This is a genomic window from Streptomyces sp. NPDC101110 (assembly GCF_044759525.1).
GTDB lineage: Bacteria > Actinomycetota > Actinomycetes > Streptomycetales > Streptomycetaceae > Streptomyces.
The window spans coordinates 410809-433346 of sequence record NZ_JBIVZM010000007.1; the positions used below are offsets into that span (position 1 = coordinate 410809).

At 72.4% G+C, this 22538-nt stretch carries 20 protein-coding genes; 10 read left to right on the plus strand and 10 right to left on the minus strand.

The genetic code is table 11. The annotated features are described in order from the left end of the window. Positions 1-61: 61 nt before the first annotated feature. A complete protein-coding gene (locus ACIQU3_RS19830; RefSeq protein WP_403744133.1) occupies positions 62-1087 on the plus strand; it encodes an ATP-dependent 6-phosphofructokinase in 1026 nt (341 codons plus the stop codon). Here ACIQU3_RS19830 and ACIQU3_RS19835 read toward each other — a convergent pair. Next, the gene (locus ACIQU3_RS19835; RefSeq protein ID WP_403744131.1) at positions 1084-1836 is read right to left on the minus strand and encodes an XRE family transcriptional regulator; all 753 of its coding nucleotides are present in this window, start codon (positions 1834-1836) and stop codon (positions 1084-1086) included. The genes ACIQU3_RS19830 and ACIQU3_RS19835 overlap by 4 nt on opposite strands. 177 nt (positions 1837-2013) lie before the next feature. Here ACIQU3_RS19835 and ACIQU3_RS19840 point away from each other — a divergent pair, with 177 nt between their 5' ends. Beyond that, entirely contained in the window at positions 2014-2472 is a 459-nt protein-coding gene (locus tag ACIQU3_RS19840; protein WP_403926715.1) for a PPOX class F420-dependent oxidoreductase, read from the plus strand. Positions 2473-2605: 133 nt separating this feature from the next. Here the strand turns inward: ACIQU3_RS19840 and ACIQU3_RS19845 are convergent, their stop codons facing one another. Then, positions 2606-3295, minus strand: a complete 690-nt coding sequence (locus ACIQU3_RS19845; RefSeq protein WP_403744127.1) for a response regulator — start codon at positions 3293-3295, stop codon at positions 2606-2608. Continuing rightward, positions 3292-4962, minus strand: a complete 1671-nt coding sequence (locus tag ACIQU3_RS19850) for an ATP-binding protein (protein WP_403926717.1) — start codon at positions 4960-4962, stop codon at positions 3292-3294. The genes ACIQU3_RS19845 and ACIQU3_RS19850 overlap by 4 nt, the downstream gene beginning before the upstream one ends. A gap of 199 nt (positions 4963-5161) precedes the next feature. On the opposite strand from ACIQU3_RS19850, the gene ACIQU3_RS19855 reads away from it, so the two are divergent. Beyond that, the gene (locus tag ACIQU3_RS19855; RefSeq protein ID WP_403744123.1) at positions 5162-6559 is read left to right on the plus strand and encodes a cation:dicarboxylate symporter family transporter; all 1398 of its coding nucleotides are present in this window, start codon (positions 5162-5164) and stop codon (positions 6557-6559) included. 81 nt (positions 6560-6640) lie between these two features. Here ACIQU3_RS19855 and ACIQU3_RS19860 read toward each other — a convergent pair whose 3' ends face one another. Continuing rightward, complete coding sequence (locus ACIQU3_RS19860; protein ID WP_403926719.1) at positions 6641-7255, minus strand: TetR/AcrR family transcriptional regulator; 615 nt, start codon at positions 7253-7255, stop codon at positions 6641-6643. A gap of 109 nt (positions 7256-7364) precedes the next feature. On the opposite strand from ACIQU3_RS19860, the gene ACIQU3_RS19865 reads away from it, so the two are divergent. After that, positions 7365-9050 carry an MFS transporter gene (locus tag ACIQU3_RS19865; protein ID WP_403926721.1) on the plus strand — a complete coding sequence of 562 codons (1686 nt, stop codon included), beginning with the start codon at positions 7365-7367 and terminating at the stop codon, positions 9048-9050. Positions 9051-9227: 177 nt separating this feature from the next. On the opposite strand, the gene ACIQU3_RS19870 is transcribed toward ACIQU3_RS19865, so the two are convergent. Both ACIQU3_RS19870 and ACIQU3_RS19875 read right to left on the minus strand, forming a co-directional pair. Next, positions 9228-10127 (minus strand): aldo/keto reductase, encoded by a 900-nt coding sequence (locus tag ACIQU3_RS19870; RefSeq protein ID WP_403744116.1) that lies wholly within the window; start codon positions 10125-10127, stop codon positions 9228-9230. Position 10128: 1 nt separating this feature from the next. After that, positions 10129-11043: an NAD-dependent epimerase/dehydratase family protein gene (locus tag ACIQU3_RS19875; protein WP_403744114.1), complete on the minus strand. Its 915-nt coding sequence runs from the start codon at positions 11041-11043 to the stop codon at positions 10129-10131. A 45-nt stretch (positions 11044-11088) separates the two neighbouring features. Between ACIQU3_RS19875 and ACIQU3_RS19880 the strand changes: the two genes are divergently transcribed. The 4 genes from ACIQU3_RS19880 (at position 11089) to ACIQU3_RS19895 (ending at position 14803) form a co-directional block, all read left to right on the plus strand. Next, positions 11089-11598 (plus strand): Lrp/AsnC family transcriptional regulator, encoded by a 510-nt coding sequence (locus ACIQU3_RS19880; RefSeq protein WP_403926723.1) that lies wholly within the window; start codon positions 11089-11091, stop codon positions 11596-11598. 29 nt (positions 11599-11627) lie between these two features. Beyond that, positions 11628-12056 carry a MerR family transcriptional regulator gene (locus tag ACIQU3_RS19885; RefSeq protein ID WP_403744110.1) on the plus strand — a complete coding sequence of 143 codons (429 nt, stop codon included), beginning with the start codon at positions 11628-11630 and terminating at the stop codon, positions 12054-12056. Continuing rightward, on the plus strand, positions 12050-12376 hold the full coding sequence (locus tag ACIQU3_RS19890) for a thioredoxin family protein (protein ID WP_403744108.1): 327 nt from the start codon (positions 12050-12052) through the stop codon (positions 12374-12376). Before ACIQU3_RS19885 ends, ACIQU3_RS19890 begins: the two co-directional genes overlap by 7 nt. 195 nt (positions 12377-12571) lie before the next feature. Continuing rightward, positions 12572-14803 carry a HelD family protein gene (locus ACIQU3_RS19895; protein WP_403926725.1) on the plus strand — a complete coding sequence of 744 codons (2232 nt, stop codon included), beginning with the start codon at positions 12572-12574 and terminating at the stop codon, positions 14801-14803. A 102-nt stretch (positions 14804-14905) separates the two neighbouring features. Here the strand turns inward: ACIQU3_RS19895 and ACIQU3_RS19900 are convergent, their stop codons facing one another. Next, positions 14906-15865: a LysR family transcriptional regulator gene (locus ACIQU3_RS19900; RefSeq protein ID WP_403926727.1), complete on the minus strand. Its 960-nt coding sequence runs from the start codon at positions 15863-15865 to the stop codon at positions 14906-14908. A gap of 253 nt (positions 15866-16118) precedes the next feature. On the opposite strand from ACIQU3_RS19900, the gene ACIQU3_RS19905 reads away from it, so the two are divergent. Continuing rightward, the gene (locus ACIQU3_RS19905; RefSeq protein WP_403744101.1) at positions 16119-16355 is read left to right on the plus strand and encodes a hypothetical protein; all 237 of its coding nucleotides are present in this window, start codon (positions 16119-16121) and stop codon (positions 16353-16355) included. Then, on the plus strand, positions 16352-17317 hold the full coding sequence (locus ACIQU3_RS19910) for an alpha/beta hydrolase family protein (RefSeq protein WP_403926729.1): 966 nt from the start codon (positions 16352-16354) through the stop codon (positions 17315-17317). The genes ACIQU3_RS19905 and ACIQU3_RS19910 overlap by 4 nt, the downstream gene beginning before the upstream one ends. A gap of 53 nt (positions 17318-17370) precedes the next feature. On the opposite strand, the gene glgB is transcribed toward ACIQU3_RS19910, so the two are convergent. The 3 genes from glgB to ACIQU3_RS19925 all read right to left on the minus strand — a co-directional run. Further along, positions 17371-20196, minus strand: coding sequence for a 1,4-alpha-glucan branching enzyme (gene glgB / locus ACIQU3_RS19915; RefSeq protein WP_403926731.1), 2826 nt, complete (start codon positions 20194-20196; stop codon positions 17371-17373). 31 nt (positions 20197-20227) lie between these two features. Beyond that, positions 20228-21670: a maltokinase gene (locus ACIQU3_RS19920; protein ID WP_403744095.1), complete on the minus strand. Its 1443-nt coding sequence runs from the start codon at positions 21668-21670 to the stop codon at positions 20228-20230. Between the two features lie 190 nt (positions 21671-21860). Beyond that, a partial coding sequence (locus ACIQU3_RS19925) for an alpha-glucosidase C-terminal domain-containing protein (RefSeq protein ID WP_403926732.1) occupies positions 21861-22538 on the minus strand: 678 nt, incomplete at its 5' end.

Consider the following 22538-nt stretch of genomic DNA (forward strand, 5'->3'; position numbering starts at 1 on the left):
GGAGCGTGAAACAATCGGCAGTGGCTCACCGGTGTCAACAGCGAGCAGGAGACACAGCACGATGCGTATCGGAGTTCTCACCGCAGGCGGCGACTGCCCCGGCCTGAACGCCGTGATCCGGTCGGTCGTGCACCGGGCGGTCGACAACTACGGCGACGAGGTCATCGGCTTCGAGGACGGCTACGCCGGTCTGCTGGACGGCCGCTACCGCAGCCTCGACCTGGAGTCCGTCAGCGGCATCCTGGCCCGCGGCGGCACGATCCTCGGGTCGTCCCGCCTGGAGCGCGACCGCCTCCGCGAGGCCTGCGAGAACGCCTCCGACATGATCCACCAGTTCGGCATCGACGCGCTGATCCCGATCGGCGGCGAGGGCACGCTGACGGCCGCGCGCATGCTGAGCGACGCGGGCCTGCCCGTCGTGGGTGTCCCGAAGACGATCGACAACGACATCTCCTCCACGGACCGTACCTTCGGTTTCGACACCGCGGTGGGCGTCGCCACCGAGGCGATGGACCGGCTGAAGACCACCGCCGAGTCCCACCAGCGGGTGATGGTCGTGGAGGTCATGGGCCGGCACGCCGGCTGGATCGCCCTGGAGTCCGGCATGGCGGCCGGTGCGCACGGGATCTGTCTGCCGGAGCGGCCCTTCGACCCGGCCGACCTCGTGAAGATGGTCGAGGAGCGCTTCTCCCGCGGCAAGAAGTTCGCGGTGGTCTGCGTCGCCGAGGGCGCCCACCCCGCCGAGGGCTCCATGGACTACGTCAAGGGCGCCATAGACAAGTTCGGCCACGAACGCTTCCAGGGCATCGGCACCGCCCTCGCCCACGAGCTGGAGCGCCGGCTCGGCAAGGAGGCCAAGCCGGTCATCCTCGGCCATGTCCAGCGCGGTGGTGTGCCGACCGCCTACGACCGGGTGCTCGCCACGCGGTTCGGCTGGCACGCGGTGGAGGCGGCGCACCAGGAGCAGTTCGGCATGATGACCGCCCTGCGCGGGACCGACATCGTGATGGTCCCGCTCGCCGAGGCCGTGACCGAGCTGAAGACGGTGCCGAAGGACCGCATGGACGAGGCCGAGTCGGTCTTCTAACCGGCCTCCGGGCCGGTGCCGTCCTGGAGCTTCGTCCAGAAGTGCTCCACGATCCGGTCCAGGAACTCCTGGCCGGCGCCGCCCGCGTCACCCCTGCCGCCGCCCCAGCTCAGGGTGGCTGCCATATGGCCCTGGTAGTCCTCGTGCAGACCCTGGAGAGCCGCCTCGAGGAAGCGGCGGTCCAGGGGCACGAGCTTGGCCACCGGGCGGACATAGGCCTGCCAGCGGGTCGTGGCCGCGCTGCGCAGCAGTCCGCCCAGCTTGGCGTCACGACCGGTGACGGACACGAAGTCGGGCAGCGTCAGCCCGAGCAGATCGGCGAGGGCGCCGGCCTGGCGTTCCGTGCCGCGCCAGGTGTCGGTCTCCTCCATCCGCAGGTACGCGTGCACGTCGTGCCCCACCGCCCGGGCCACGTCCTCCGGGGCGAGGCAGCGGGCGATGCGGTGTTCGCGCAGGGTGCGCGGTCTGCCGATCAGTTCCGCGGGCGAGCACCACAGCACGCCCGCGAGCGCGGTGAGTTCGGAGCCGGTCGGGGCGGCGGCCCCGCGTTCCCAGGCCATCACGTGGTCCGGGGTGATGTGGGGATGCCCGTACGAGATGCGCATGCCGTGGGCGACGTGTTCGGGCGCCATGCCGAGGGCCGCGCGCAGCCGGCGGGCGGCGGGGGCGTTGAACGGCGGGGCCGTGGGGGTGGCCTGCGCGGGGGGAGAAGGAGACGGCAGGTTCGGTCGGGCTGAAGGTCGGCGCACGGCTCACAAGCTAGGACGGCCGGAACACACTGACTACGGTCTGTTCGGCCAGGATCACGGATTGTAGGAAGCTACGGCTACCGGCGGGTTCGACCGGGGCTGAAGATCGTCTGTCGGCCGGGCCGCCGGCCGGGCGAGGATGGCGCCGGGTCCGGTGATCACGGGCCCGGAAAGGCAGTGACTCACGTGAACGGCAAGCTCAAAGGGCATATTCGCGAGCGTCTTCTCGCGCCGAACTTCTGGCACCTCGCGACGGTGGGGGCGGACGGGGCACCCCAGGTGTCGCCCATGTGGGCGGACATCGAAGGGGAGTACGTCATGGTCAACACCTCGGTCGGGCGGGTGAAGGAGGAGAATCTGCGGCGCAATCCGTACGTTTCGCTGTCCCACCACGACCCTGTGAACCCGTACGACCGCGCGGAGATCCGGGGCAGGGTCGTCCGGTTCGTGGAGGGCGAGGACGCGGAACGGGCGATGGACCGGCTGGCGCGCAAGTACCTCGGCGAGGACCGGTACCCGTGGCTGCTGCCGGGTGAGCGCCGGGTGATGCTGCTGATCGAGCCGACGCGGGTGCGCAGGCTGGAGGGTGTCGAGCCGTTCCGGGCGGGCGTCCTCCCGGAGAAGCCGGCAGGCTGAGGACGAGGTCCGGGCCCGCGGGCCGTCTCTGCCGTGAGGCGGCCGGGGCGGCGGATCACGGCGTCCCGGCCCGTGGGCCGTCACTGCGCCGAGACGGTCGGCGGTGGATCACGGCGTCCCGGCCGACGGGCCGTCACTGTCCCGGGACCCAGCGGTACTGCAGCTCCGGCCGGCCCACCGTGCCGTACTGCGGGCGGCGTGCCGCGCGGCCCGCGTCGACCAGGTGCTCCAGGTAACGGCGGGCCGTGATCCGGGAGATGCCCACCGTCTCCGCGACGCCGGCGGCCGTCAGGCCCTCCGCGCTGTCGCGCAATGCCACCGTCACCCGCTCCAGCGTCGGCGCGCTCAGCCCCTTGGGCAGTGCGGCCGGGCCCGGTGCGCGCAGGGCCGCGAGCGCCCGGTCCACCTCGTCCTGACCGCTCGCCTCGCCGACCGCCGCGTGGAACTCGGCGTAGCGCACGAGTCGGTCCCGCAGGGTCGCGAAGGTGAACGGCTTCAGGACGTACTGCACGACGCCGAGCGAGACGCCCTCGCGCACGACGGTCAGGTCGCGGGCCGACGTCACCGCTATCACGTCCGCGTGGTGGCCGGCCGCCCTGAGGGACCGGGCCAGGTGCAGTCCGTGCCCGTCCGGCAGGTGCAGATCGAGCAGGAGGAGGTCCACCGGGGTGCGTTCCAGGAGCCGGCGGGCCTCCGCGCCCGAGTGAGCCTTGCCCACGGCCGCGAACCCGGGCACCCGGCCGACGTACAGCACATGCGCGTCCGCGGCGACCGGGTCGTCCTCCACGACCAGGACCCGGATGGCCTTCTCGCTGTTCGTCATGCGTCGCCTCCAGCACCTCTGGCCGTCGGGGCCCCTGAGGGGATGCTCCCGTCCACCGTCCCCGGCTCCCGCAGCGGCAGCCGTACCTCGAACTCCGCCCCGCCCCCGTCGGCCTCCGCGACGGTCAGGGAGCCTCCGTGCCGCTGAGCCGCCTGCCGGACGAGCGCCAGCCCGAGCCCCCGCCCGCCCGGCCCCGCCGGCTTCGTGGAGAAGCCGCGCTGGAAGACCGCCTCGGCGTGCTCGGGGTCCACGCCCGGGCCGGTGTCCGAGACCCGCAGCACCAGTTCCGGGACGTCACCGCGGTCGCGGGTGTAGGCCGCGACCGTCACGCGGGCCCGGGCGCTGCCCTGCGCCGCGTCCACGGCGTTGTCGATGAGGTTGCCGAGGATGGTCACCAGATCCCGCGCCGGCAGGGTCTCGGGCAGCAGGCCGTCGTCCAGACTGCTCTCCTCCGACACCATCAGCTCCACGCCCCGCTCGTTCGCCTGGGCCGTCTTGCCGAGCAGCAGCGCCGCCAGCACCGGTTCGCTCACCGCCGCCACGACCTGGTCGGTCAGTGCCTGCGCCAGCTCCAGCTCGGCCGTCGCGAACTCCACCGCTTCCTCCGCCCGGCCCAGCTCGATCAGTGAGACGACGGTGTGCAGCCGGTTCGCCGCCTCGTGCGCCTGTGAGCGCAGCGCCTGTGTGAAGCCCCGCTCGGAGTCCAACTCACCCATCAGCGACTGGAGTTCGGTGACATCGCGCAGGGTGACGACGGTACCGCGCCGCTCCCCGCCCGACACCGGCGAGGTGTTGACGACCAGCACCCGCGACGCCGTCAGGTGTACCTCGTCCACGCGTGGCTCCGAGGCGAGCAGGGCACCCGTCAGCGGGGCCGGCAGCCCCAGTTCGGCCACCGACCTGCCCACCACGTCCCCGGCCACGCCGAGCAACTCCCGGCCTCCGTCGTTGATCAGCGCCACACGGTACTGCCCGTCCAGCATGAGCAGCCCCTCCCGCACGGCGTGCAGGGCCGCCTGATGGTAGTCGTGCATCCGGCTGAGCTCGGTCGCGTTCATGCCGTGGGTGTGGCGGCGCAGCCGGGCGTTGATGACGTACGTGCCGACCGCACCCAGCACCAGCGCGCCGGCCGCCACGCCGAGCAGGGCCGTCAACTGGTCCTGGACCCGCTGGGTGATCTGCTCGACCCGGATCCCCGCGCTGACCAGGCCGACCACCCTGCTGCCGTCCCGGATCGGGGTGACCGCGCGGACCGACGGGCCGAGCGTGCCCGTGTACGTCTCGGTGAAGGTCTCGCCCTTCAGGGCCCGCTCGGTGTGCCCCCGGAAGGTCTGGCCGATCTGCTTCGGGTCGGGGTGCGTCCAGCGGATGCCCCGCGGATCCATGATCGTGATGAAGTCGACCTCGGTGTCCCGCATCACCTTCAGCGCGTAGGGCTGGAGCTCGGCGGTCGGGTCGGGGGTGCGGGTCGCCGCCAGCACCGACGGGGAATCGGCCACCGAGCGTGCCACCGCCCTGGCCTGACGCGTGGCCGCCTCTTCGGCCTGGCTGCGATCGCTGACGTAGGAGAACAGCGCGTATCCGGCCACGACGACCGCTATCAGCACGGCCTGCATGGCGAAGAGCTGGCCCGCCAGACTGCGGGGGCCGGGGACGGTGAAGCGCATGCCGTCAGTCTGCACCGTGGCTGATTGTGAACTAAATGAACGGAAGGGTGACCGCGCTCACAGGGCAGGACATAGTCACGGCATTCCCCATAACGCATCTCCGGGAGCCCCGCTCCGAGTTTCCCGGGTCTCCCCGGAGTCTTTTCCGGACGTGAGCCGCACGCCGGTGATGCCGACGACGTCGTCAAGGAGGGCCGCCGTGACCAGCGCAGCCGATACGGCACCTGCCGCACGCAAACCCAAGCGGGACCGCACGCACTACCTCTACATCGCGGTGATCATCGCGGTCGCCGCCGGTATCGCGGTGGGCCTGGCCGCACCGGACTTCGCTGTCGGGCTGAAGCCGATCGGCACCGGGTTCGTGGCCCTGATCAAGATGATGATCTCGCCGATCATCTTCTGCACGATCGTGCTGGGCATCGGCTCGGTGCGCAAGGCCGCGAAGGTCGGCGCCGTGGGCGGCATCGCCCTGGGCTACTTCATGGTCATGTCGCTGGTCGCGCTGGGCATCGGCCTGGTCGTCGGCAACATCCTGGAGCCGGGCACCGGCCTCGCGGTGACCGACGCGATCAAGGACGCCGGTCACGCGCAGATCGACTCCGAGGCCAAGGACACCACGGAGTTCCTGCTCGGCATCATCCCGACGACCATCGTCTCCGCCTTCACCAACGAGTCGGTGCTGCAGACGCTGCTGATCGCCCTGCTCGCGGGCTTCGCGCTGCAGGGCATGGGGTCGGCCGGCCAGCCGATCCTGCGCGGCATCGAGCACATCCAGCGGCTCGTCTTCCGCATCCTCGCGATGGTCATGTGGGCCGCCCCGATCGGTGCCTTCGGCGCCATCGCCGCCGTCACCGGCTCGGCCGGTCTGGAGGCGCTCAAGAGCCTCGCCGTGCTGATGCTCGGCTTCTACGTGACCTGCTTCCTGTTCGTCTTCATCGTGCTCGGCGCCCTGCTGCGCGTCATCTCCGGCCTGAACATCTTCTCGCTGTTCAAGTACCTGGGCCGGGAGTTCCTGCTGATCCTTTCCACGTCCTCGTCCGAGTCCGCGCTGCCGCGGCTCATCGCGAAGATGGAGCACCTGGGCGTCAGCAAGCCGGTGGTCGGCATCACCGTCCCGACCGGCTACTCCTTCAACCTCGACGGCACCATGATCTACATGACCATGGCCTCGCTGTTCATCGCCGACGCCATGGGCACGCCGATGTCGATCGGCGAGCAGATCCCGCTGCTGCTCTTCCTGCTGGTCGCCTCGAAGGGTGCCGCCGGTGTCACCGGCGCCGGTCTCGCGACCCTGGCCGGTGGTCTGCAGTCGCACAAGCCGGCCCTGGTGGACGGCATCGGCCTCATCGTCGGCATCGACCGCTTCATGAGCGAGGCCCGCGCCCTGACCAACTTCGCCGGAAACGCCGTGGCCACCGTGCTGATCGGCACCTGGACCAAGGAGATCGACAAGGGCCGGGTGAACCAGGTCCTCGCCGGTCAGCTGCCCTTCGACGAGAAGACGCTGCTGGACGACGGTCACGGCGGCCCGGCGGAGGACCACGCCGGGGCCGAGGTGCCCGAGCAGGGCGGCGAGAAGGAGCTGGCGAAGGCCTGACGGCCGCGCCGCCCCCACAGAATCCGGGCGGCTGGGTGTCCCCCCGACGCTCAGCCGCCCGGTCCACAGCGCACAGACGAATCAAGCGTTCAGCTTCGCCACCAGTTCGGTGGCCTTCGAGGCGGGCACGCCCGCCGCGGTCAGTACGGTGACCGCGGCGCAGCGGCCCGCCTCCTGCGCTGTCAGCAAACCGTCGTTCACCGCCTCCATCACCGCGAACAGCATCTGCTCGTGCACGTACGCCAGAGCCGGGGCCGGCAGCGGTGAGCTGAAGACCTCGTCGTCCAGCCCGCGCTGCAGCAAGCCGATGCTCTCCTGCCTGACCGGCGCGAGCCGCTCGCGGATGCCCTGCATGGTGACCGTGCGCTGGGCGAGCGCCACCAGCAGCCGGTAGCGGTCGGCGATCTCCCACACCGCCAGCACCGAGCGCGCCACCGCCTCCGCGGGTTCCCGCACGTCCTCGCGGCCCGCCGCGTGCGCGGCCGACAGCGCCTCGACGGCCTCGTCGACGAGCGTGCTGATCAGTGCCTCGCGGCTCGGGAAGTGTCCGTACACCGTCCGCCGTACGACGCCCGCGGCCCGTGCGATCTGGTCCATCGACGCGTCGGGGTCGCGCAGCAGCTCGGCGAGGGCGACGTCGAGGATGCGTCGCCGGTTGGCGTCGGCGCGGCTGGTTCCCGTGGTCATGGACGTCATTGTGCCCCTTCCGGATCGAGTTGCACAGCGCTGTGCAACGGCGTAGATTGCACGGCGTTGTGTAAATGCACACCCATGTGCAAACCCAGTCGGGAAGGCGACCCCTGCCATGCGACTCGTCATGAACCAACCGGCCGAGAGGATGGACCGTCCCTACGCACGCCGCTGGTGGGCGCTCCTGGTGCTCTGCCTCAGCCTGCTGATCATCGTGATGGCCAACACCGCCCTCACCGTCGCCGCGCCCGCCATGACCGAGGACCTCGGTCTGACCAGCGCCGACCTTCAGTGGGTGATCGACGGCTACACCGTCCCGTACGCCGCGCTGATGCTGCTGCTCGGCGCGATCGGCGACAAGTACAGCCGCCGGGGCGCGCTCGTCCTCGGACTGGTGGTCTTCGCGGGCGGCTCCGTCTTCGGCTACCTCGCCGACAGCGCCGCGACCGTCATCGCCGCCCGGGCCGTGATGGGCGCCGGCGCCGCGATGATCATGCCCGCCACCCTGTCCCTGCTCGCGGCGACCTTCCCGCGCGCCGAACGGGCCAAGGCCATCACCCTGTGGACGGCAACGGCCGGGCTCGCCATCGCGGCCGGGCCACTGGTCGCCGGGGCGCTGCTGGAGGATCACGGCTGGTCGTCGACGTTCCTCATCAACGTCCCCGTGGCGGTCCTGGCCCTCCTCGGCGCCTTCGTCCTCGTACCGCCGTCCAAGGCCGCGGACCGGGGGCGCATCGACTACGGTGGCGGACTGCTGTCGGTGGTGTGGATCGCCGCGCTGGTCTACATGATCATCGAGGGCCCGCACTTCGGCTGGGGCGTCAAGGCCGTCACCGCCGCGGTCGTCGCCGGAGCCGGGCTCGTCGCCTTCGTCCTGTGGGAGCTGCGCCACCCGCGCCCGCTGCTCGACGTCCGCCGCTTCACCCACCGTGGCTTCGCCGGCTCCAACCTCGCCGTCGCCCTGTTCTTCCTGGCCGTCTTCGGCGCCTTCTACTACCTGACCCAGCACCTGCAGTTCGTCCTCGGCTACGACGCCCTGGACACGGGACTGCGCATGCTGCCGCTGGCGGGTGCCGTGTTCGTGGGCGCCGCCCTCACCGGCCTCCTCACACCCCGGGTCGGCATGAAGTGGACCGTCACGGCCGGCATGGTCGGCGGCACTGCGGCCCTGGCGCTGCTCACCCGGGTCGACGCCACCTCCTCGTACGGCGACTTCGTCGCGCCCCTCGTCGTCCTCGGCCTGTCGATCGGGCTCGCCCTCTCGCCCTGCACGGACGCCATCATGGGGGCGTTCCCGGAGTCGAAGCTGGGCGTCGGCGGCGCGGTGAACGACACGTCGCTGGAGCTCGGGGGCTCGCTCGGCATCGCCATCCTGGGCTCGCTGCTCGCGACGTCGTACTCGGGCCACCTCTCGGACGCGACGGCCGGCAGCGAGCTCCCCGCCTCCTCCCTGTCCACGGCCCAGGACTCCGTCGGCGCCGGGTACGCCGTCGCACACGGCATCGGCGACAAGGCACGGCAGCTCGCCGAGCAGGCCGCGCACACCGGCGATGCCCAGCAGGCGGAGCGGCTCCGGGCGCAGGCCGAGCAACTCGGGGGCGGCGCGAGGCAGATGGCCGACGCGGTGGGGTCCGCCTTCTCCGACGCGGTCGCGCACACCAGCCTGATCGGGGCCGTGGTCCTGGGCGTCGGCACGCTGGTGGTGGCGCTGCTGCTGCCCGGCAGGCGGAAGACGGTGGAGGGGCCCGTCGAGGAACCCGTCGAGGAGAGCCGGGAGCTGGAGTCCTCCGGGGCCCGCTAGGACGGATCACGGAAGTGGCGCCGCCGCCCGGGCGCGGTGGGCGTCACTTTCGCGCGCGGGGCCGCGCCGGTGGGCGTCACTTCGCGCGCGGGGCCGCGCCGGTGGGCGTCACCGTGTGTGCGGGGCCGGGCCGGTCGGTGTCGCTGCGTGTGCGACCCGGGGCGGGCGGGCGTCGCTTCATCCGGGGGTCGGCCCGGACGCTTCGTCCAGCCGGGCGATTTCCTCCGTGGTGAGGAGCAGGTCCGCCGCGGCCGCCGAGTCCCTGATGGTCTGCGGCCGGCTCGCCCCCGGGATCGGGACGACCGCCGGGGACCGGCCCAGCAGCCAGGCCAGGCCGACCTGCTGGGGACTGACACCGCGCTCCGCCGCCACCGCGTGGAAGGCGGCGAAGCGCTGCTCGCCCTCCGTGCGTGAGGGCCCGTCCAGGGAACTGCGGGACAACCCGCCGAGCGGACTCCACGGCAGGAACGCCAGCCCGAGTTCCGCACAGAGCCGCAGCTCCGGCTCACTGTCCCGGACCGCGGGGGAGTACCGGTTCTGGACCGACACCAGCCGGTCGCCGAGGATCTCCCGCGCCCGGCGGATCTGGTCCGTGTCCGCGTTGGACACACCGGCCAGCCGGATCGTGCCCGCGTCGAGCAGCTCGCGCAGCGCTCCGACGGACTCCTCGAAGGGCACCGCGGGGTCGGGCTTGTGCAGCTGGTAGAGGCCGATCGCCTCCACGCCCAGCCGCTCGCGCGACGCCTCGGCGGCGGCCTTGAGGTGGCGGGGGGAGCCGTTCACCGTCCAGTCGCCGCCGGCCGGCCGGCCTCGTCCGCCCTTCGTCGCCACCAGGACGCCGGAGGTGTCACCGCCGTAGGAGGCCAGCGCCCGGGCCACCAGACGTTCGTTGTGGCCGGGTTCCGCCCCTGGCAGGTGGTACGAGTCGGCGGTGTCCAGGAGGGTCACACCGGCGTCGAGCGCGGCGTGCACGGTGGCCAGGGCGCGCTCCTCGTCCGGTCTGCCCTCGATGGACAGCGGCATCGCCCCGAGCCCCACCGCGCTCACCCGCAGGCCGCCGAGTGTCCTGTACCGCATGTCAGTCACCCTTCCCGAGCGTCTCGGCGACGGCACGCGGCAGCCACTGCCGGGCCTGGCCGAAGCGGAAGCCGAGCCGGGCGGCCCGGGAGTTGTCCATGCCGTAGGAACGGCGGAACGAGAACGGCGAGACCTCACCGACCTCCACGGACCGGAACTCGGCCCGGCCGCCGGGGACATGGACGGCCACCGCCGCGCACAGCTCCTGCGTGCTCAGCACCCCGGAGGAGGCGGCGTTCACCGGCCCGGTGAAGTCCTCGCCCGCCGCCCAGGCCAGGAAGCGGGCGACCTCCTCGACGTAGGCGTAGGTGGCCGGCCGGTTCGCCGCCGGCACGGCGATCGGCTCGCCGGTGCGTATCCGCTCGGCGTAGTGGGCCAGCCGGCCGGTGAAGTCGTCGTCCCCGCCCAGCACATGGGCCACCCGCACCGCCGTGCACGGCAGCGCCGCGCCGCCGGCCGCGAGGACCGCCTCGGCCTGCCGCTTGCCCTCCCCGTAGTGGGCCGCCACGAACGCGGGATCGTCCCAGGGCAGTTCCAGGTCCACGGAGACGGCGGACGGGTCGACGGCATCCTCGCGTACGAGCGCGGGGGAGTCCTCGTACTCGTACACCTCGACCGTCGACGTCATCACATAGCGCCGGGTGCGGCCGGTGAAGACCCGGCGGGCGAGCGCGGCCTGGCGCGGGGTGTAGCAGACCTGGTCGACGACGACGTCGAAGACGCGCGAGCCGAGTGCCCGGGTCAGCGACCGCTCGTCGTCCCGGTCGGCGCGCAGGTGCTCCACCCCGGCGGGCGGCGGCGAGGACCCGCGGTTCAGCACGGTGACCCGGTGGCCTTCGGCGAGCAGCCGTGCGATCAGGCGCTTTCCGACGTAACGATTGCCGCCGATGACCAGGACGTCCAGGACTTTTTCCATGGCCATAATTCTCCCGGCGTACATTCACGCCCTGAAGGGGGAACCATGGGAGTTCAGGCCGCCGCGCCGAAAGAACCACGGCATCTGCGCACCGCCGCCGACGAAACGTCGGTGGCCTTCGACACGCTGGACCGGCAGATCCTCCAGCTGCTCCAGACCGACGGCCGGATCAAGCTCAGCGAGCTGGGCCGCCGGGTCAGGCTCAGCCCCGCGGCCGTCACCGAGCGGGTGCGGCGACTGGAAGCGGCGGGCGTGATCAGCGGCTACGGCGCCCACGTCGTGCCGGCCCGGCTCGGCTACGGCATCCAGGCGTTCATTCGCGTCAACCCGCACGGCGGCTACAACCTGAAGCACCCGAGGACCCTGGAGCTGATCGAGCGCCCCGAGATCACCGAGGTGCACCACGTGGTCGGGGAGGACTGCTGGATCCTCAAGGTCGCGGTGCGCGACACCGTGCACCTGGAGGAGATCCTGGAGGCCGTGTCCGCGCTGGGCCGCACCACCACGTCGATCGTGCTGACCTCCCCGGTGGAGCGGAAACCGCTGTTGCCTTGACGCCGGGGTCAAGGATTACGTTCGACCGCATGCGAATCGGCGAGCTGGCCGCACGGGCCGGGACCACGACGCGGACGCTGCGGTACTACGAGTCGCGGGGGCTGCTGCCCGCGCGGCGCACCGGCAACGGATACCGGACCTACGACGAGAGCGATCTGCGCCTGCTCAGGCAGATCAGGACGCTCCAGGACTTCGGGTTCGACCTGGAGGAGACACGGCCCTTCGTGGAGTGCCTGCGCGCCGGGCACCCCGAAGGCGACTCGTGCCCGGCCTCGCTCGCGGTCTACCGGCGCAAGCTGGACGAACTCGACGCGCTGATCGGCCAGCTGACCGGCGTACGGGACACCGTCGCGGGGCAGTTGGAGCGCGCCGAGCTGGCCCGGGCCGAGCTGGCCGCCGAGGCGGAGGTTCCGGGCGGTCCGGAACCCGTGTGCGAGCTGGGAGGGGACACATGGTGACCGGCGTGACGGATGTGACGGACGCCGACTTCGAGACGGAGGTGATCGGGGCGGAGCTGCCGGTGCTGGTGGAGTTCACCGCCGACTGGTGCCCGCCCTGCCGGCAGATGGGCCCGGTGCTCAAGGCCCTTGCCACCGAGGAGGGCGACCGGCTGAAGGTGGTGCAGCTGGACGTCGACGCCAATCCGGAGACGACCAACGCCTACAAGGTGCTGTCCATGCCGACCTTCATGGTGTTCCGGGGCGGTGAGCCCGTGAAGGCGATGGTCGGCGCGCGGGCCAAGCGGCGGCTGCTGGAGGAACTCTCCGACGTGCTGTGACCGGAGGCCGGGACGACGGCCCTGCGCACGACCCCGGATACGGGAAATCCCCCGAGCAATTGCGCTCGGGGGATTTCCTTGCGTATATTTGTCTGTTCGTGACTTCAAGTCGATTGAAGCCACAGTGAAGTTCAGTGAGCACAGTATATCCGGGCGGGAGCGGAATTGTCAAACACCGAATTTCCGGACGATGAATTGCGACAGGAACAGGAATTCATCGACGGGTTGTACGCGCGCGTGGACGCGCTGCGCGGCGACGCCGAGACCTCCGTCACGGACGCGCTCGCGCAGGGCAACACCCCCATGCAGGCCAGACTCGAGCGGGACATCCTCGTCGCCGAGCGCTCCGGGCTGCTCGCCGCGCTGAACGCGGTGGACAGCTCCCTGTGCTTCGGCCGGATCGACCTCACCTCGGGCGTCACCCACCACATCGGCCGCATCGGCCTGCGCACCGACGACGCCGAACGCACCCCGGTCCTCATCGACTGGCGCGCCGACGTCGCCCGCCCCTTCTACCTGGCCACCGGCCACACCCCGATGGGCCTCAGGCGCCGCCGGCACATCGCCACCGACGGCCGCACGGTCACCCACCTGCACGACGAGATCCTCGACCTCGGCGACGAGACCCGCACCGGTCACGAGGACCCGACGGGCGACGCCGTACTGCTCGCCGCACTCAACTCGGCGCGCACCGGACGCATGGGCGACATCGTGCAGACCATCCAGGCCGACCAGGACCGCATCATCCGCGCCCCGCACCGCGGCGTGATGGTGGTGGAGGGCGGCCCGGGCACCGGAAAGACGGCCGTCGCCCTGCACCGCGCCGCCTATCTGCTCTACGAGCACCGGGAGCTGCTCGCCAAGCGGGCCGTGCTGATCGTCGGGCCCAACCCGGCGTTCCTCGGTTACATCGGCGAGGTGCTGCCCTCCCTCGGCGAGACCGGAGTGCTGCTCGCGACCGTGGGCGAACTGTTCCCCGGAGTGAAGGCGACCGCGATCGACACGCCCCGGGCCGCCGCCGTGAAGGGCCGCGCCGGCATGGCCGACGTCATCGCCGAGGTCGTCCGCAGCCGGCAGGCGCTGCCCGACCCGGTGATCGCCATCGAGCACGACCGCGAGGTCCTCATGCTCGACGACGGCCTGGTCAACGTGGCCCGCGAACGCACCCGTGCGGCCGGGCTGCCGCACAACGCCTCCCGCGAGCACTTCGAGGGGCACATCCTCAACGCCCTCACCGATCTGTACGCCGAGCGGATCGGCACCGACCCCTTCGACGGTTCCAGCCTGCTCGACCCCAGCGACATCACCCAGATCCGCGACGACCTCGCCGACAACCCCGAGGTCCGGTCGGCCGTCGACCAGCTGTGGCCGTTGCTGACGCCGCAGCGGCTCGTCGCGGACTTCCTGGCCGCGCCGGAGGAGTTCCTGCCGGCCGAGGACGCCGACGCCGTACGCCGCCCGGTGACCCGGCGCTGGACGGTCGCGGACGTGCCGCTGCTCGACGAGGCCGCCGAACTCCTCGGCGACGACGACCGGCTCGCCCGCGACCGCGCCGAGCGTGAGCGGCAGCGGCAGATCGCCTACGCCCAGGGCGTGCTCGACGTGTCCTACGCGTCCCGGACCTACGAGTTCGAGGACAAGGAGGAGGACGACCCCGAGAGCTCCGAGGTGCTGTCCGCGCACGACATCATCGACGCCGAGCGGTTCGCCGAGCGGCACGAGGAGGACGACCATCGCAGCGCCGCCGAGCGTGCCGCCGCCGACCGCACCTGGGCGTTCGGGCACATCATCGTCGACGAGGCGCAGGAGCTGTCGCCGATGGCGTGGCGGCTGCTGATGCGACGCAGCCCGACCCGCTCGATGACCCTGGTGGGCGACCCGGCGCAGACCGCGGAGGCGGCCGGGGTCGGGTCCTGGTCCGGCATCCTCGAGCCGTTCGTCGAGGACCGCTGGGAGCACACCCGCCTGGGCGTCAACTACCGCACCCCGGCCGAGATCATGGACGTCGCAGCGGCCGTCGTGCGTGCCGAGCACCCGGGGTTCGAGCCGCCCAGCTCGGTCCGTTCCACGGGCGTACGCCCCTGGGCACGTGCCACCGACGACCTTCCCGGCGACGTCGCCAAGGCGGTCGGGGAGCTCACCCCGGCCGAGGGCAGGCTCGCGGTCATCGCGCCGCGCGACCTCCACCGTTCCCTCGCGGCCCGGCTGGACGGCGTCACGGCCGGGGCCGAGCCCGACCTCACCCGGTCGGTGGTCCTGCTCGACCCGCGCCAGGCCAAGGGCCTGGAGTTCGACTCCGTCCTCGTGGTCGAGCCCGGCCGGTACGGCACCAGCGACCTGTACGTGGCCCTGACCCGGGCCACCCAGCGGCTGGGCGTGCTGCACACCGGCGCACTGCCGAAGCCCCTGGCGGAAGCCTTCGCGTAGCGGGACGGACCCGTGCCGCCGGGCACGGGTCCGCCTAACGCAGCGCGCGCAGCGGCAGGTACGAGGAGCGGTGCGGAGGCCACTCCTGCGGTCACGGCCGTGTCACAGGGGGGAGGGCGCACCCTGCTGCCCGGCCCCCGGGTTGCCGGGCGGCTCGGGCAGCCAGTCGCGCCCCGGCTCGTACTCCAGCCACCGGCTCCGCCCCGCCTGCGCGGCGAGGGCCGTGGTGAGGACGTCCACGCCGGGATGCCCGCCGCCGGCACGCCACACCAGCGACCAGGCGTACAACGGCGTCGGATCGACCAGCGGGACCGAGCGCAACCCCGGCACGTCCGGCAGGGGCACGTCGGCGGGCAGCAGCGAGAACCGTCGCGGGTCCGCCACCACCTCGCCGAGGAAGTGGGCGAGGCCCAGGTTGAGAGTGGTGGCCGTGGTGGGGATGTCGAAGCGCCGGGCGAACCGGTGGAGGAAGTCGAGCCGGTCCAGCGTTCCGGGCGCCCACAGCACACCGCCGCTCAATTGCTCCGGCCGCAGGGCGGGTTCGCCCGCGAGCGGATGGTCCGCGCCGAGCACGGCGTCCACCGGCTCGAGCCGCACCAGACGGTGCGCCAGCCCGGCGGGCAGCGGAGGGTGCACCCGGCCGAAGGCCGCGTCGATGTCACCGCACAGCAGGGCCGCCGTCACCGACGGCAGATCACGGCCGTGGCCCAGCACCAGCTCCCCGGCCCGCCCGGCGACCTCGGCCAGGGTCCGCATCGGCGCGTAGAGGTGCCCCCAGACGTCGACCCGCAGGGGCCGGTCCGTCCCCACGGCCGCCGCGACGGCCGCCTCGGCCGCGGCCAGGGCCTGCCGGGCCGGCGTGAGGAAACGCCGGCCCGCCTCCGTGAGCTCGACCGCCGTGCCGCCGCGCCGGAACAACGCGGTGCCGAGCAGCGACTCGAGCCGCGCGACGCGCTTGGACAGCGCCTGCTGGGTGAGTCCGAGGGTGCCGGCCGCCCGCCCGAAGTGCAGTTCCTCGGCGGCGCGTACGAAGGCCCGTATCTGCGCCATGTCGAGATCCATGGCTCCCCACCCTAGTGCTGCGGCAGGCACCGTTTGCCCGTGAAGGAGCGGCGTCCGGTGCGTGCTCCCGGAGTGCCGGCCGGAGCCCTCGTACGGGGCGTACCCGGGCTCGCGTCCCGTACGGCGAGAGGGCGTGCCGGGCGTCGCGAACGGTGCCTGTCGCTGCACCGGAGCTGGGGCGACAACCGGACGTTGTCAGCCCCGTCCGTTCGTTGTTGGCTCAGCGGGCGGCCGCGAGGGTTGCATGTCCGGCATGCGAAGACCGGTTCTCCTGCGCGGCCCCGCGCGTATGACCCTGCGCCACTTCCCCTACGCGGGCGCCCCCTGCGGGCCCGACGTCAGCACGCCGGTGCGCCTGGTGGAACAGGGGCGGCTGCACCCGGAGATCGGCCGGACCGCCGACTGGGCCGGCACCGCCGGCACGCTGGTCGACCTGCGCGAGCGCCGGATACGCGGCAAGGCCGTCCCGCTGACGGGAGGAAGCCGGTGAACGCCTCCGACTTCGCCGACGCCCAGTGGACACGCGCCACCGGTGCGGGCGTCGACCCCCACGAGTACCGGCGCGTCACCGCCGCCCTCACCCGTGCCGCCGACTGGGGCCCTGCCTTCTCACGCACCGGGCAGGCCTGCGCCGAGCGCGCGGAGCGGGCCGGATCGTCCGTCTCCGCCGGGGAGCACCTGCTGATGGCGGCCCGGTGGTTCCACCTCGCCACGCTCGCCCCCGGCGCCGGGGCAGGCCGGGCCGCCGCAGCCGCGGACCGGGCCCTGAGCCGGGCGCTGACCGTGCTGGAGCCCGGTGCGCGGCGCGTCAGCGGAACGGGATTCACCGGCTGGCTGCGCGGTCCCTCCGACGCCCCCGGCACGGTGATCGTCATCCCCGGCCTGGACTCGGCCAAGGAGGAGTTCCTGGACCTGACGGCGGCGCTGCTCGCCAGGGGGCTCGCGGTGTTCTCGATGGACGGGCCCGGGCAGGGCGCCCTCGCGGCCACGACCGCCCTCACCCCGCACTACGAGCAGGTCGTCGGCCGGGTTCTCGACGCCCTCGGCGTCCCGCGCGCCGGGCTGGTCGGCCTCAGTCTCGGCGGCTACTACGCGGCACGGACCGCGGCCCTGGAGCCCCGCGTGGCGGCCGCCGCCACCGTCAGCGGCCCCTTCCGTCTCGACTGGGACGAATTGCCCGCGCCCGTGCGGGACATCATGGCCCGCCGGGCCGGAGGAGCGGACGCCGCCCGTGCCTTCGCCCGCCGGGTCGATCTCACCGGCCTGGCACCGCGCATCACGGCCCCGCTGCTGGTCGTGGACGGCGGGCAGGACGTCATCCCCGGCGTGACCAACGGCGAGCAGCTGGCCCGCCTGGCACCTACCTGCCCGTCCCGCACGGCGACCACCTGCTCGGCAACGCCCGTGGCGACTGGCTGTTCCCCCTCGCCGACCACCTCGCGCACACGCTGACGGGAGCGGCGGTGTGAGCCGTCCCGTCCACTCCGTGCCTCTTCCCCGGCGCCCTACGCCGGCCGCAGCCAGACCGTCGCCAGGGGCGGCAGGGTCAGCCGGATGCTGGCCGGGCGGCCGTGCCAGGCCAGCGGCTCGGGCTTGACCGGGTCGGGGTTGGTGACGTCACTGCCGCCGTAGCGGGCCGCGTCGGTGTTGACGGCCTCGTGCCAGGCGGGGACGTCGTCGGGGACGCCCAGGCGGTAGTCCTGGCGGATGACCGGCGCGAAGTTGGACACCGCCAGCACCGGAGCGCCCTCCGGGTCCAGCCGCAGGAACGCGAGGACGTTGTCGTCGGCGGCGTCCCCGACGACCCACTCGAAACCGGCCGGGTCCGTGTCCAGGCGCCACAGCGCCGGGGTCGCCCGGTAGACGGTGTTGAGGTCGCGGACCAGGTCGCGCACCCCGCGGTGGTCGGGCTCGGCCCCGTACCCCGGGTCCAGCAGCCACCAGTCCGGCCCGTGCGCCTCGGACCACTCGGCGCCCTGGGCGAACTCCTGCCCCATGAAAAGCAGTTGCTTGCCCGGATGGGCCCACATGAAGCCCAGGTAGGACCGGACGCCGGCGCGCTGCTGCCACCAGTCGCCGGGCATCTTCGACACCAGGGAACCCTTGCCGTGCACGACCTCGTCGTGCGAGATCGGCAGCACGTAGTTCTCGCTGTAGGCGTACACCATGGAGAAGGTCATCTCCCCGTGGTGGTACTTGCGGTGCACCGGCTCGTGGCTCATGTACTGCAACGAGTCGTGCATCCAGCCCATGTTCCACTTCAGCCCGAACCCCAGCCCGCCGAAGCCGCTCGGGCCCTTGTGATGGGTGGCCCGGGTGACGCCGTCCCAGGCGGTGGACTCCTCGGCGACCGTGACCACGCCCGGCACCCTGCGGTACACCGTCGCGTTCATCTCCTGGAGGAACGCCACCGCGTCCAGGTTCTCGCGGCCGCCGTGCTCGTTGGGCGTCCACTGACCCGGCTCGCGCGAGTAGTCCAGGTACAGCATCGAGGCGACGGCGTCCACGCGCAGGCCGTCGATGTGGAACTCCTCGCACCAGTACACGGCGTTCGCCACGAGGAAGTTGCGCACCTCGTTGCGCCCGAAGTCGAACTCCAGCGTGCCCCAGTCGGGGTGCGCGGCCCGCAGCGGGTCCTCGTGCTCGTACAGCGGACGTCCGTCGAACTCGGCGAGCGCCCAGGCGTCCCGCGGGAAGTGCGCCGGCACCCAGTCCATGAGGACGCCGATGCCCGCCTGATGCAGTTTGTCGACCAGGTACCGGAAGTCGTCCGGCGTGCCCAGCCGGGCCGTCGGCGCGTAGAAGCCGGTCACCTGATAGCCCCACGAGCCCCCGAACGGATGCTCCGCGACCGGCATCAGCTCGACGTGCGTGAAGCCCAGGTTCTTCACGTACCCGGGCAGCTGCTCGGCGAGCTGCCGGTACGTCAGCCCCGGCCGCCAGGACGGCAGATGCACCTCGTACACCGAGAACGGCGCCTCGTGCGCCGGTACTTCGGCACGCCGCGCCAGCCACTGCGCGTCGCCCCACTCGTACTGCGAGGAGGTGATGATTGACGAGGTCGCCGGCGGCACCTCCGTGCGGCGGGCCAGCGGGTCGGCGCGCAGCGTCCTGGAGCCGTCGGGGCGGGTGATCTCGAACTTGTACAGCTCGCCCTCGCCGATGTCCGGCAGGAACAGCTCCCACACCCCGGACGAGCCCAGCGAGCGCATGACGTGCCCGGTGCCGTCCCAGAAGTTGAAGGTGCCGGCCACGCGCACACCGCGCGCGTTCGGCGCCCACACCGCGAACCGGGTGCCGGCCACGCCCTGGTGGGTCATCGGATGCGCACCGAGCGCTGTCCACAGCTCCTCGTGCCGGCCCTCGCCGATGAGATGCAGGTCGAGGTCGCCCAGCGTAGGCAGGAAACGGTACGTGTCCTCGGTCTCCAGGACCGTGCCCTCGTACTCCACGACCAGCCGGTACTCCGGGACCTCCCGCAGCGGCAGCAGCCCCGAGAAGAACCCTTCACCGTCGTCGTGCAGCTCGGCCCGCAGCTCCCCGGCGACGACGGTCACCGACAGGGCGTACGGCCGGAACGCCCGGAAGGCGACGCCGCCGGGCACGGGGTGCGCGCCGAGCACGGAGTGCGGGTCGTGGTGCGTGCCGCCGAGCAGCCGCTCCCGGTCCGCCGACCCGACGGCGGGTGCGACGGTGACCTCCATCTCCGGCGGAACGACCTGAGCGGAAGCGGCCGTCCCCGCGGGGGCCTGCCCGGCAGGGGCCTTCTTGACCGCGCTCTTCTTCGGGAGGGCCTTCTCCGCGGGCGCCCCGGACACGGTGGCCTTCTGCGCGAGGGCCTTGGCGGCGGGTGCCTTCTTCGCTGCGGCTTGCTTCGCCGTGGCCTTCTTCGCCGTGGTCTTCTTCGCCGTGGCCTTTTTCGTGGTGGCCTTTTTCGCCGCGGCCGTCTTGGCGGGGGAGCCGGCGGCCGTGGCCTTGGTGGCGGTGGCCTTCTTCGCAGCCGTCTTCTTCACCGCCGCCTTCTTCGCGGCGGTCCTCTTCGCGACCGCCGTCGTCTCGGCGGGGGCGGTGGGCTGTTCCACCGGCGTCTTCTTGGCGGGGGCCTTCTTCGCCGCCGCCTTCTTGGCCACGGTCTTGGCGGCGGTGGTCTTGCCGGCGGCCGCCTTCTTGGCGGTCGTCCTCGCGGGGGCCGTCTTCTTCGCCGCTGCCTGTTTCGGCACCGCCGTCTTCTTCGCGGCGCTCTTCTGCTGGGCGGCCGTGGGCTGCTCGGGGATCTTCTCCCCGGCGGTCCCCTTGGGACGCGAACCGCTGGACTCAGGGCGGGGGGTCACGGGCGGAGCCTCCAGGACGAGGGGTGGTCGGTCAGGTCAGGTGGCCGGTCGAGGCGAGCCGGTCTATGGCGGCCAGGGGCACCGGCAACCAGTCGGGGCGGTGCCGGGCCTCGTACACCACCTCGTAGATGGCCTTGTCCGTCTCGTAGGCGCGCAGCAGCACCGGGTCGGTGCGCGGATCGTGGCCGGAGGCCTCCGCGTAGCCGGTGCAGTACGCGGACCGGCAGGTCTCGGCCCAGTCCGGCTGGGGCGGGTCGGCCGAGCGGGCCGCGTAGTCGAAGGACCTCAGCATGCCGGCGACATCGCGCACCGCCGGCTGCGGCATGCGGCGTTCGGCCAGCGGACGGGCCGGTTCGCCCTCGAAGTCGATCAGCCACCACTCGCCGGACGGCGAGCGCAGGCACTGGCCGAGATGCAGGTCGCCGTGCACCCGCTGCGCGGTCCAGGTGCGGCCCTCGGCGGCCAGGTCGCCCAGCGCGGTGAACGCCGACCGCAGGCCGCGTGCGTACGGCCGCAGCGCGGGCACCGCCTGGACGGCCGCGTCCAGCCGCTCGATCATGCCGTCGACCATGAGGTGGAGCTGTGTGTGACCGAGCGTGACGGTCGGCAACGCCCGGCCCAGCGCGGTGTGCACCTCGGCGGTGGCCCGCCCCAGTGCCCGCGCCTCGGCACCGAAGTCCTCGCCCTTGGCCAGCTCGCGCAGCGCCAGCTCCCAGCCGTCGGAGGCGCCTTGCAGGAACGGCTGGAGCACTCCCAGGACGTACGGCCGGCCGGCGAGGTCCACCGGGCCCGCCGGGACGACCGGGTCCGCTGTGGGGGCGATGTCCGCGACCATCCAGGCCGTCGGCGCGGGCACCCGGGGGCAGCCCTCGCGGGCCAGTGCGAGCGGCAGCTCCAGATCGGGGTTGACCCCCGGCACGATCCGGCGAAGCAGCTTGAGGATAAACGTATCTCCGTAGACGAGTGACGAGTTGGACTGCTCGGCGGTCACCACGCGCGGGACGAGTCCGGTGCGGATGTCCTGGCCGGGATCCCGCTCGAAGCGGAGCCTGCCGATCCGGGCCTGCGTGCGCAGCGCCTCCAGGAGCAGCTCGGCGGGCCTGGTGTCGTGCAGGGCGTCGTAGACCGTCCGGCCGGCCAGCGGTCCCGTCGGCACGTGTCCGATCAGCGCGGGCGCCAGCCGAGGCGGCAGCGCCTCGCGCACGCCTATCAGCAGCTGGTAGCAGTCACCGGGGTGACCGGGCGCCCCGTGGGTCGGCGCGACGGGCTGGTGCGCGCGGACGAGCAGGTGGTACAGCCCCAGCTTGGACGTGGCCGGGAGCAGCTCGGTGGCCTCGACCAGCGTGAACCCGGTGACCGGCCGTCCCTTGCCCGCGAACCAGCGCTGCCGCGGCAGCCATTCCCGCAGCAGCGGATCCAGGGAGGCAAGAAGGCCGGGCGGGGTGGTGACGGTGCGTGTGACGGCTTCCGACATGGCGTCGCGTCCTTTCACCCATTTGTGGTGCGCCTCCGGCGCCTGCGACCGGCCCCGGGCGGCGCCCCTCCGGCTCACGCGGGTGGGCGGGTGTTACTGATGCGTGCCCCGGGCGGGGCGGAGGAAACGCCCCGCCGCCGGGGTTTGCGGCCCGTCCCGCGGATCGGGCCTCAACAGGCCTTTTCAGGCCTCACGCGGTCTCCTTGCGGAGCCGGAACCAGTAGAAGCCGTGACCGCCGAGGGTCAGCAGGTACGGCAGCTCGCCGATGGCGGGGAAACGCACCCCGCCGAACAGCTCCACCGGGTGCCGCCCCTCGAAGGCGCTCAGGTCCAGCTCGGTGGGCTGTGCGAAACGCGAGAAGTTGTTCACGCACAGCACCAGGTCGTCCTCGTACTCCCGCAGGAACGCCAGCACCGCCGGGTTCGTCGACGGCAGCTCGGTGTAGGAGCCGAGCCCGAAGGCCGGGTTCTGCTTGCGGATCTCGATCATGCGGCGGGTCCAGTGCAGCAGCGACGACGGCGAGGCCATGGACGCCTCGACGTTCGTGACCTGGTAGCCGTAGACCGGATCCATGATCGTGGGCAGGAACAGCCGCCCCGGATCGGACGAGGAGAAGCCCGCGTTGCGGTCGGGCGTCCACTGCATGGGCGTGCGCACCGCGTCGCGGTCGCCGAGCCAGATGTTGTCGCCCATGCCGATCTCGTCGCCGTAGTACAGGATCGGTGAGCCCGGCAGGGCCAGCAGCAGGGCCGTGAACAGTTCGATCTGGTTGCGGTCGTTGTCGAGCAGCGGGGCGAGCCTGCGGCGGATGCCGATGTTGGCGCGCATGCGGGGGTCCTTGGCGTACTCGGCCCACATGTAGTCGCG

Excerpts from the sequence above, each read along its gene's own strand:
- ACIQU3_RS19830 (WP_403744133.1), top strand. The coding sequence starts at position 62 with ATGCGTATCGGAGTTCTCACCGCAGGCGGCGACTGCCCCGGCCTGAAC.
- ACIQU3_RS19900 (WP_403926727.1), bottom strand. The coding sequence starts at position 15,865 with ATGGATCTCGACATGGCGCAGATACGGGCCTTCGTACGCGCCGCCGAG.
- ACIQU3_RS19870 (WP_403744116.1), bottom strand. The coding sequence starts at position 10,127 with ATGCGGTACAGGACACTCGGCGGCCTGCGGGTGAGCGCGGTGGGGCTC.
- ACIQU3_RS19865 (WP_403926721.1), top strand. The coding sequence starts at position 7,365 with ATGCGACTCGTCATGAACCAACCGGCCGAGAGGATGGACCGTCCCTAC.
- ACIQU3_RS19905 (WP_403744101.1), top strand. The coding sequence starts at position 16,119 with ATGCGAAGACCGGTTCTCCTGCGCGGCCCCGCGCGTATGACCCTGCGC.
- ACIQU3_RS19875 (WP_403744114.1), bottom strand. The coding sequence starts at position 11,043 with ATGGAAAAAGTCCTGGACGTCCTGGTCATCGGCGGCAATCGTTACGTC.
- ACIQU3_RS19845 (WP_403744127.1), bottom strand. The coding sequence starts at position 3,295 with ATGACGAACAGCGAGAAGGCCATCCGGGTCCTGGTCGTGGAGGACGAC.
- ACIQU3_RS19885 (WP_403744110.1), top strand. The coding sequence starts at position 11,628 with ATGCGAATCGGCGAGCTGGCCGCACGGGCCGGGACCACGACGCGGACG.
- ACIQU3_RS19880 (WP_403926723.1), top strand. The coding sequence starts at position 11,089 with ATGGGAGTTCAGGCCGCCGCGCCGAAAGAACCACGGCATCTGCGCACC.
- ACIQU3_RS19850 (WP_403926717.1), bottom strand. The coding sequence starts at position 4,962 with ATGCGCTTCACCGTCCCCGGCCCCCGCAGTCTGGCGGGCCAGCTCTTC.
- ACIQU3_RS19890 (WP_403744108.1), top strand. The coding sequence starts at position 12,050 with ATGGTGACCGGCGTGACGGATGTGACGGACGCCGACTTCGAGACGGAG.
- ACIQU3_RS19920 (WP_403744095.1), bottom strand. The coding sequence starts at position 21,670 with ATGTCGGAAGCCGTCACACGCACCGTCACCACCCCGCCCGGCCTTCTT.
- ACIQU3_RS19860 (WP_403926719.1), bottom strand. The coding sequence starts at position 7,255 with ATGACGTCCATGACCACGGGAACCAGCCGCGCCGACGCCAACCGGCGA.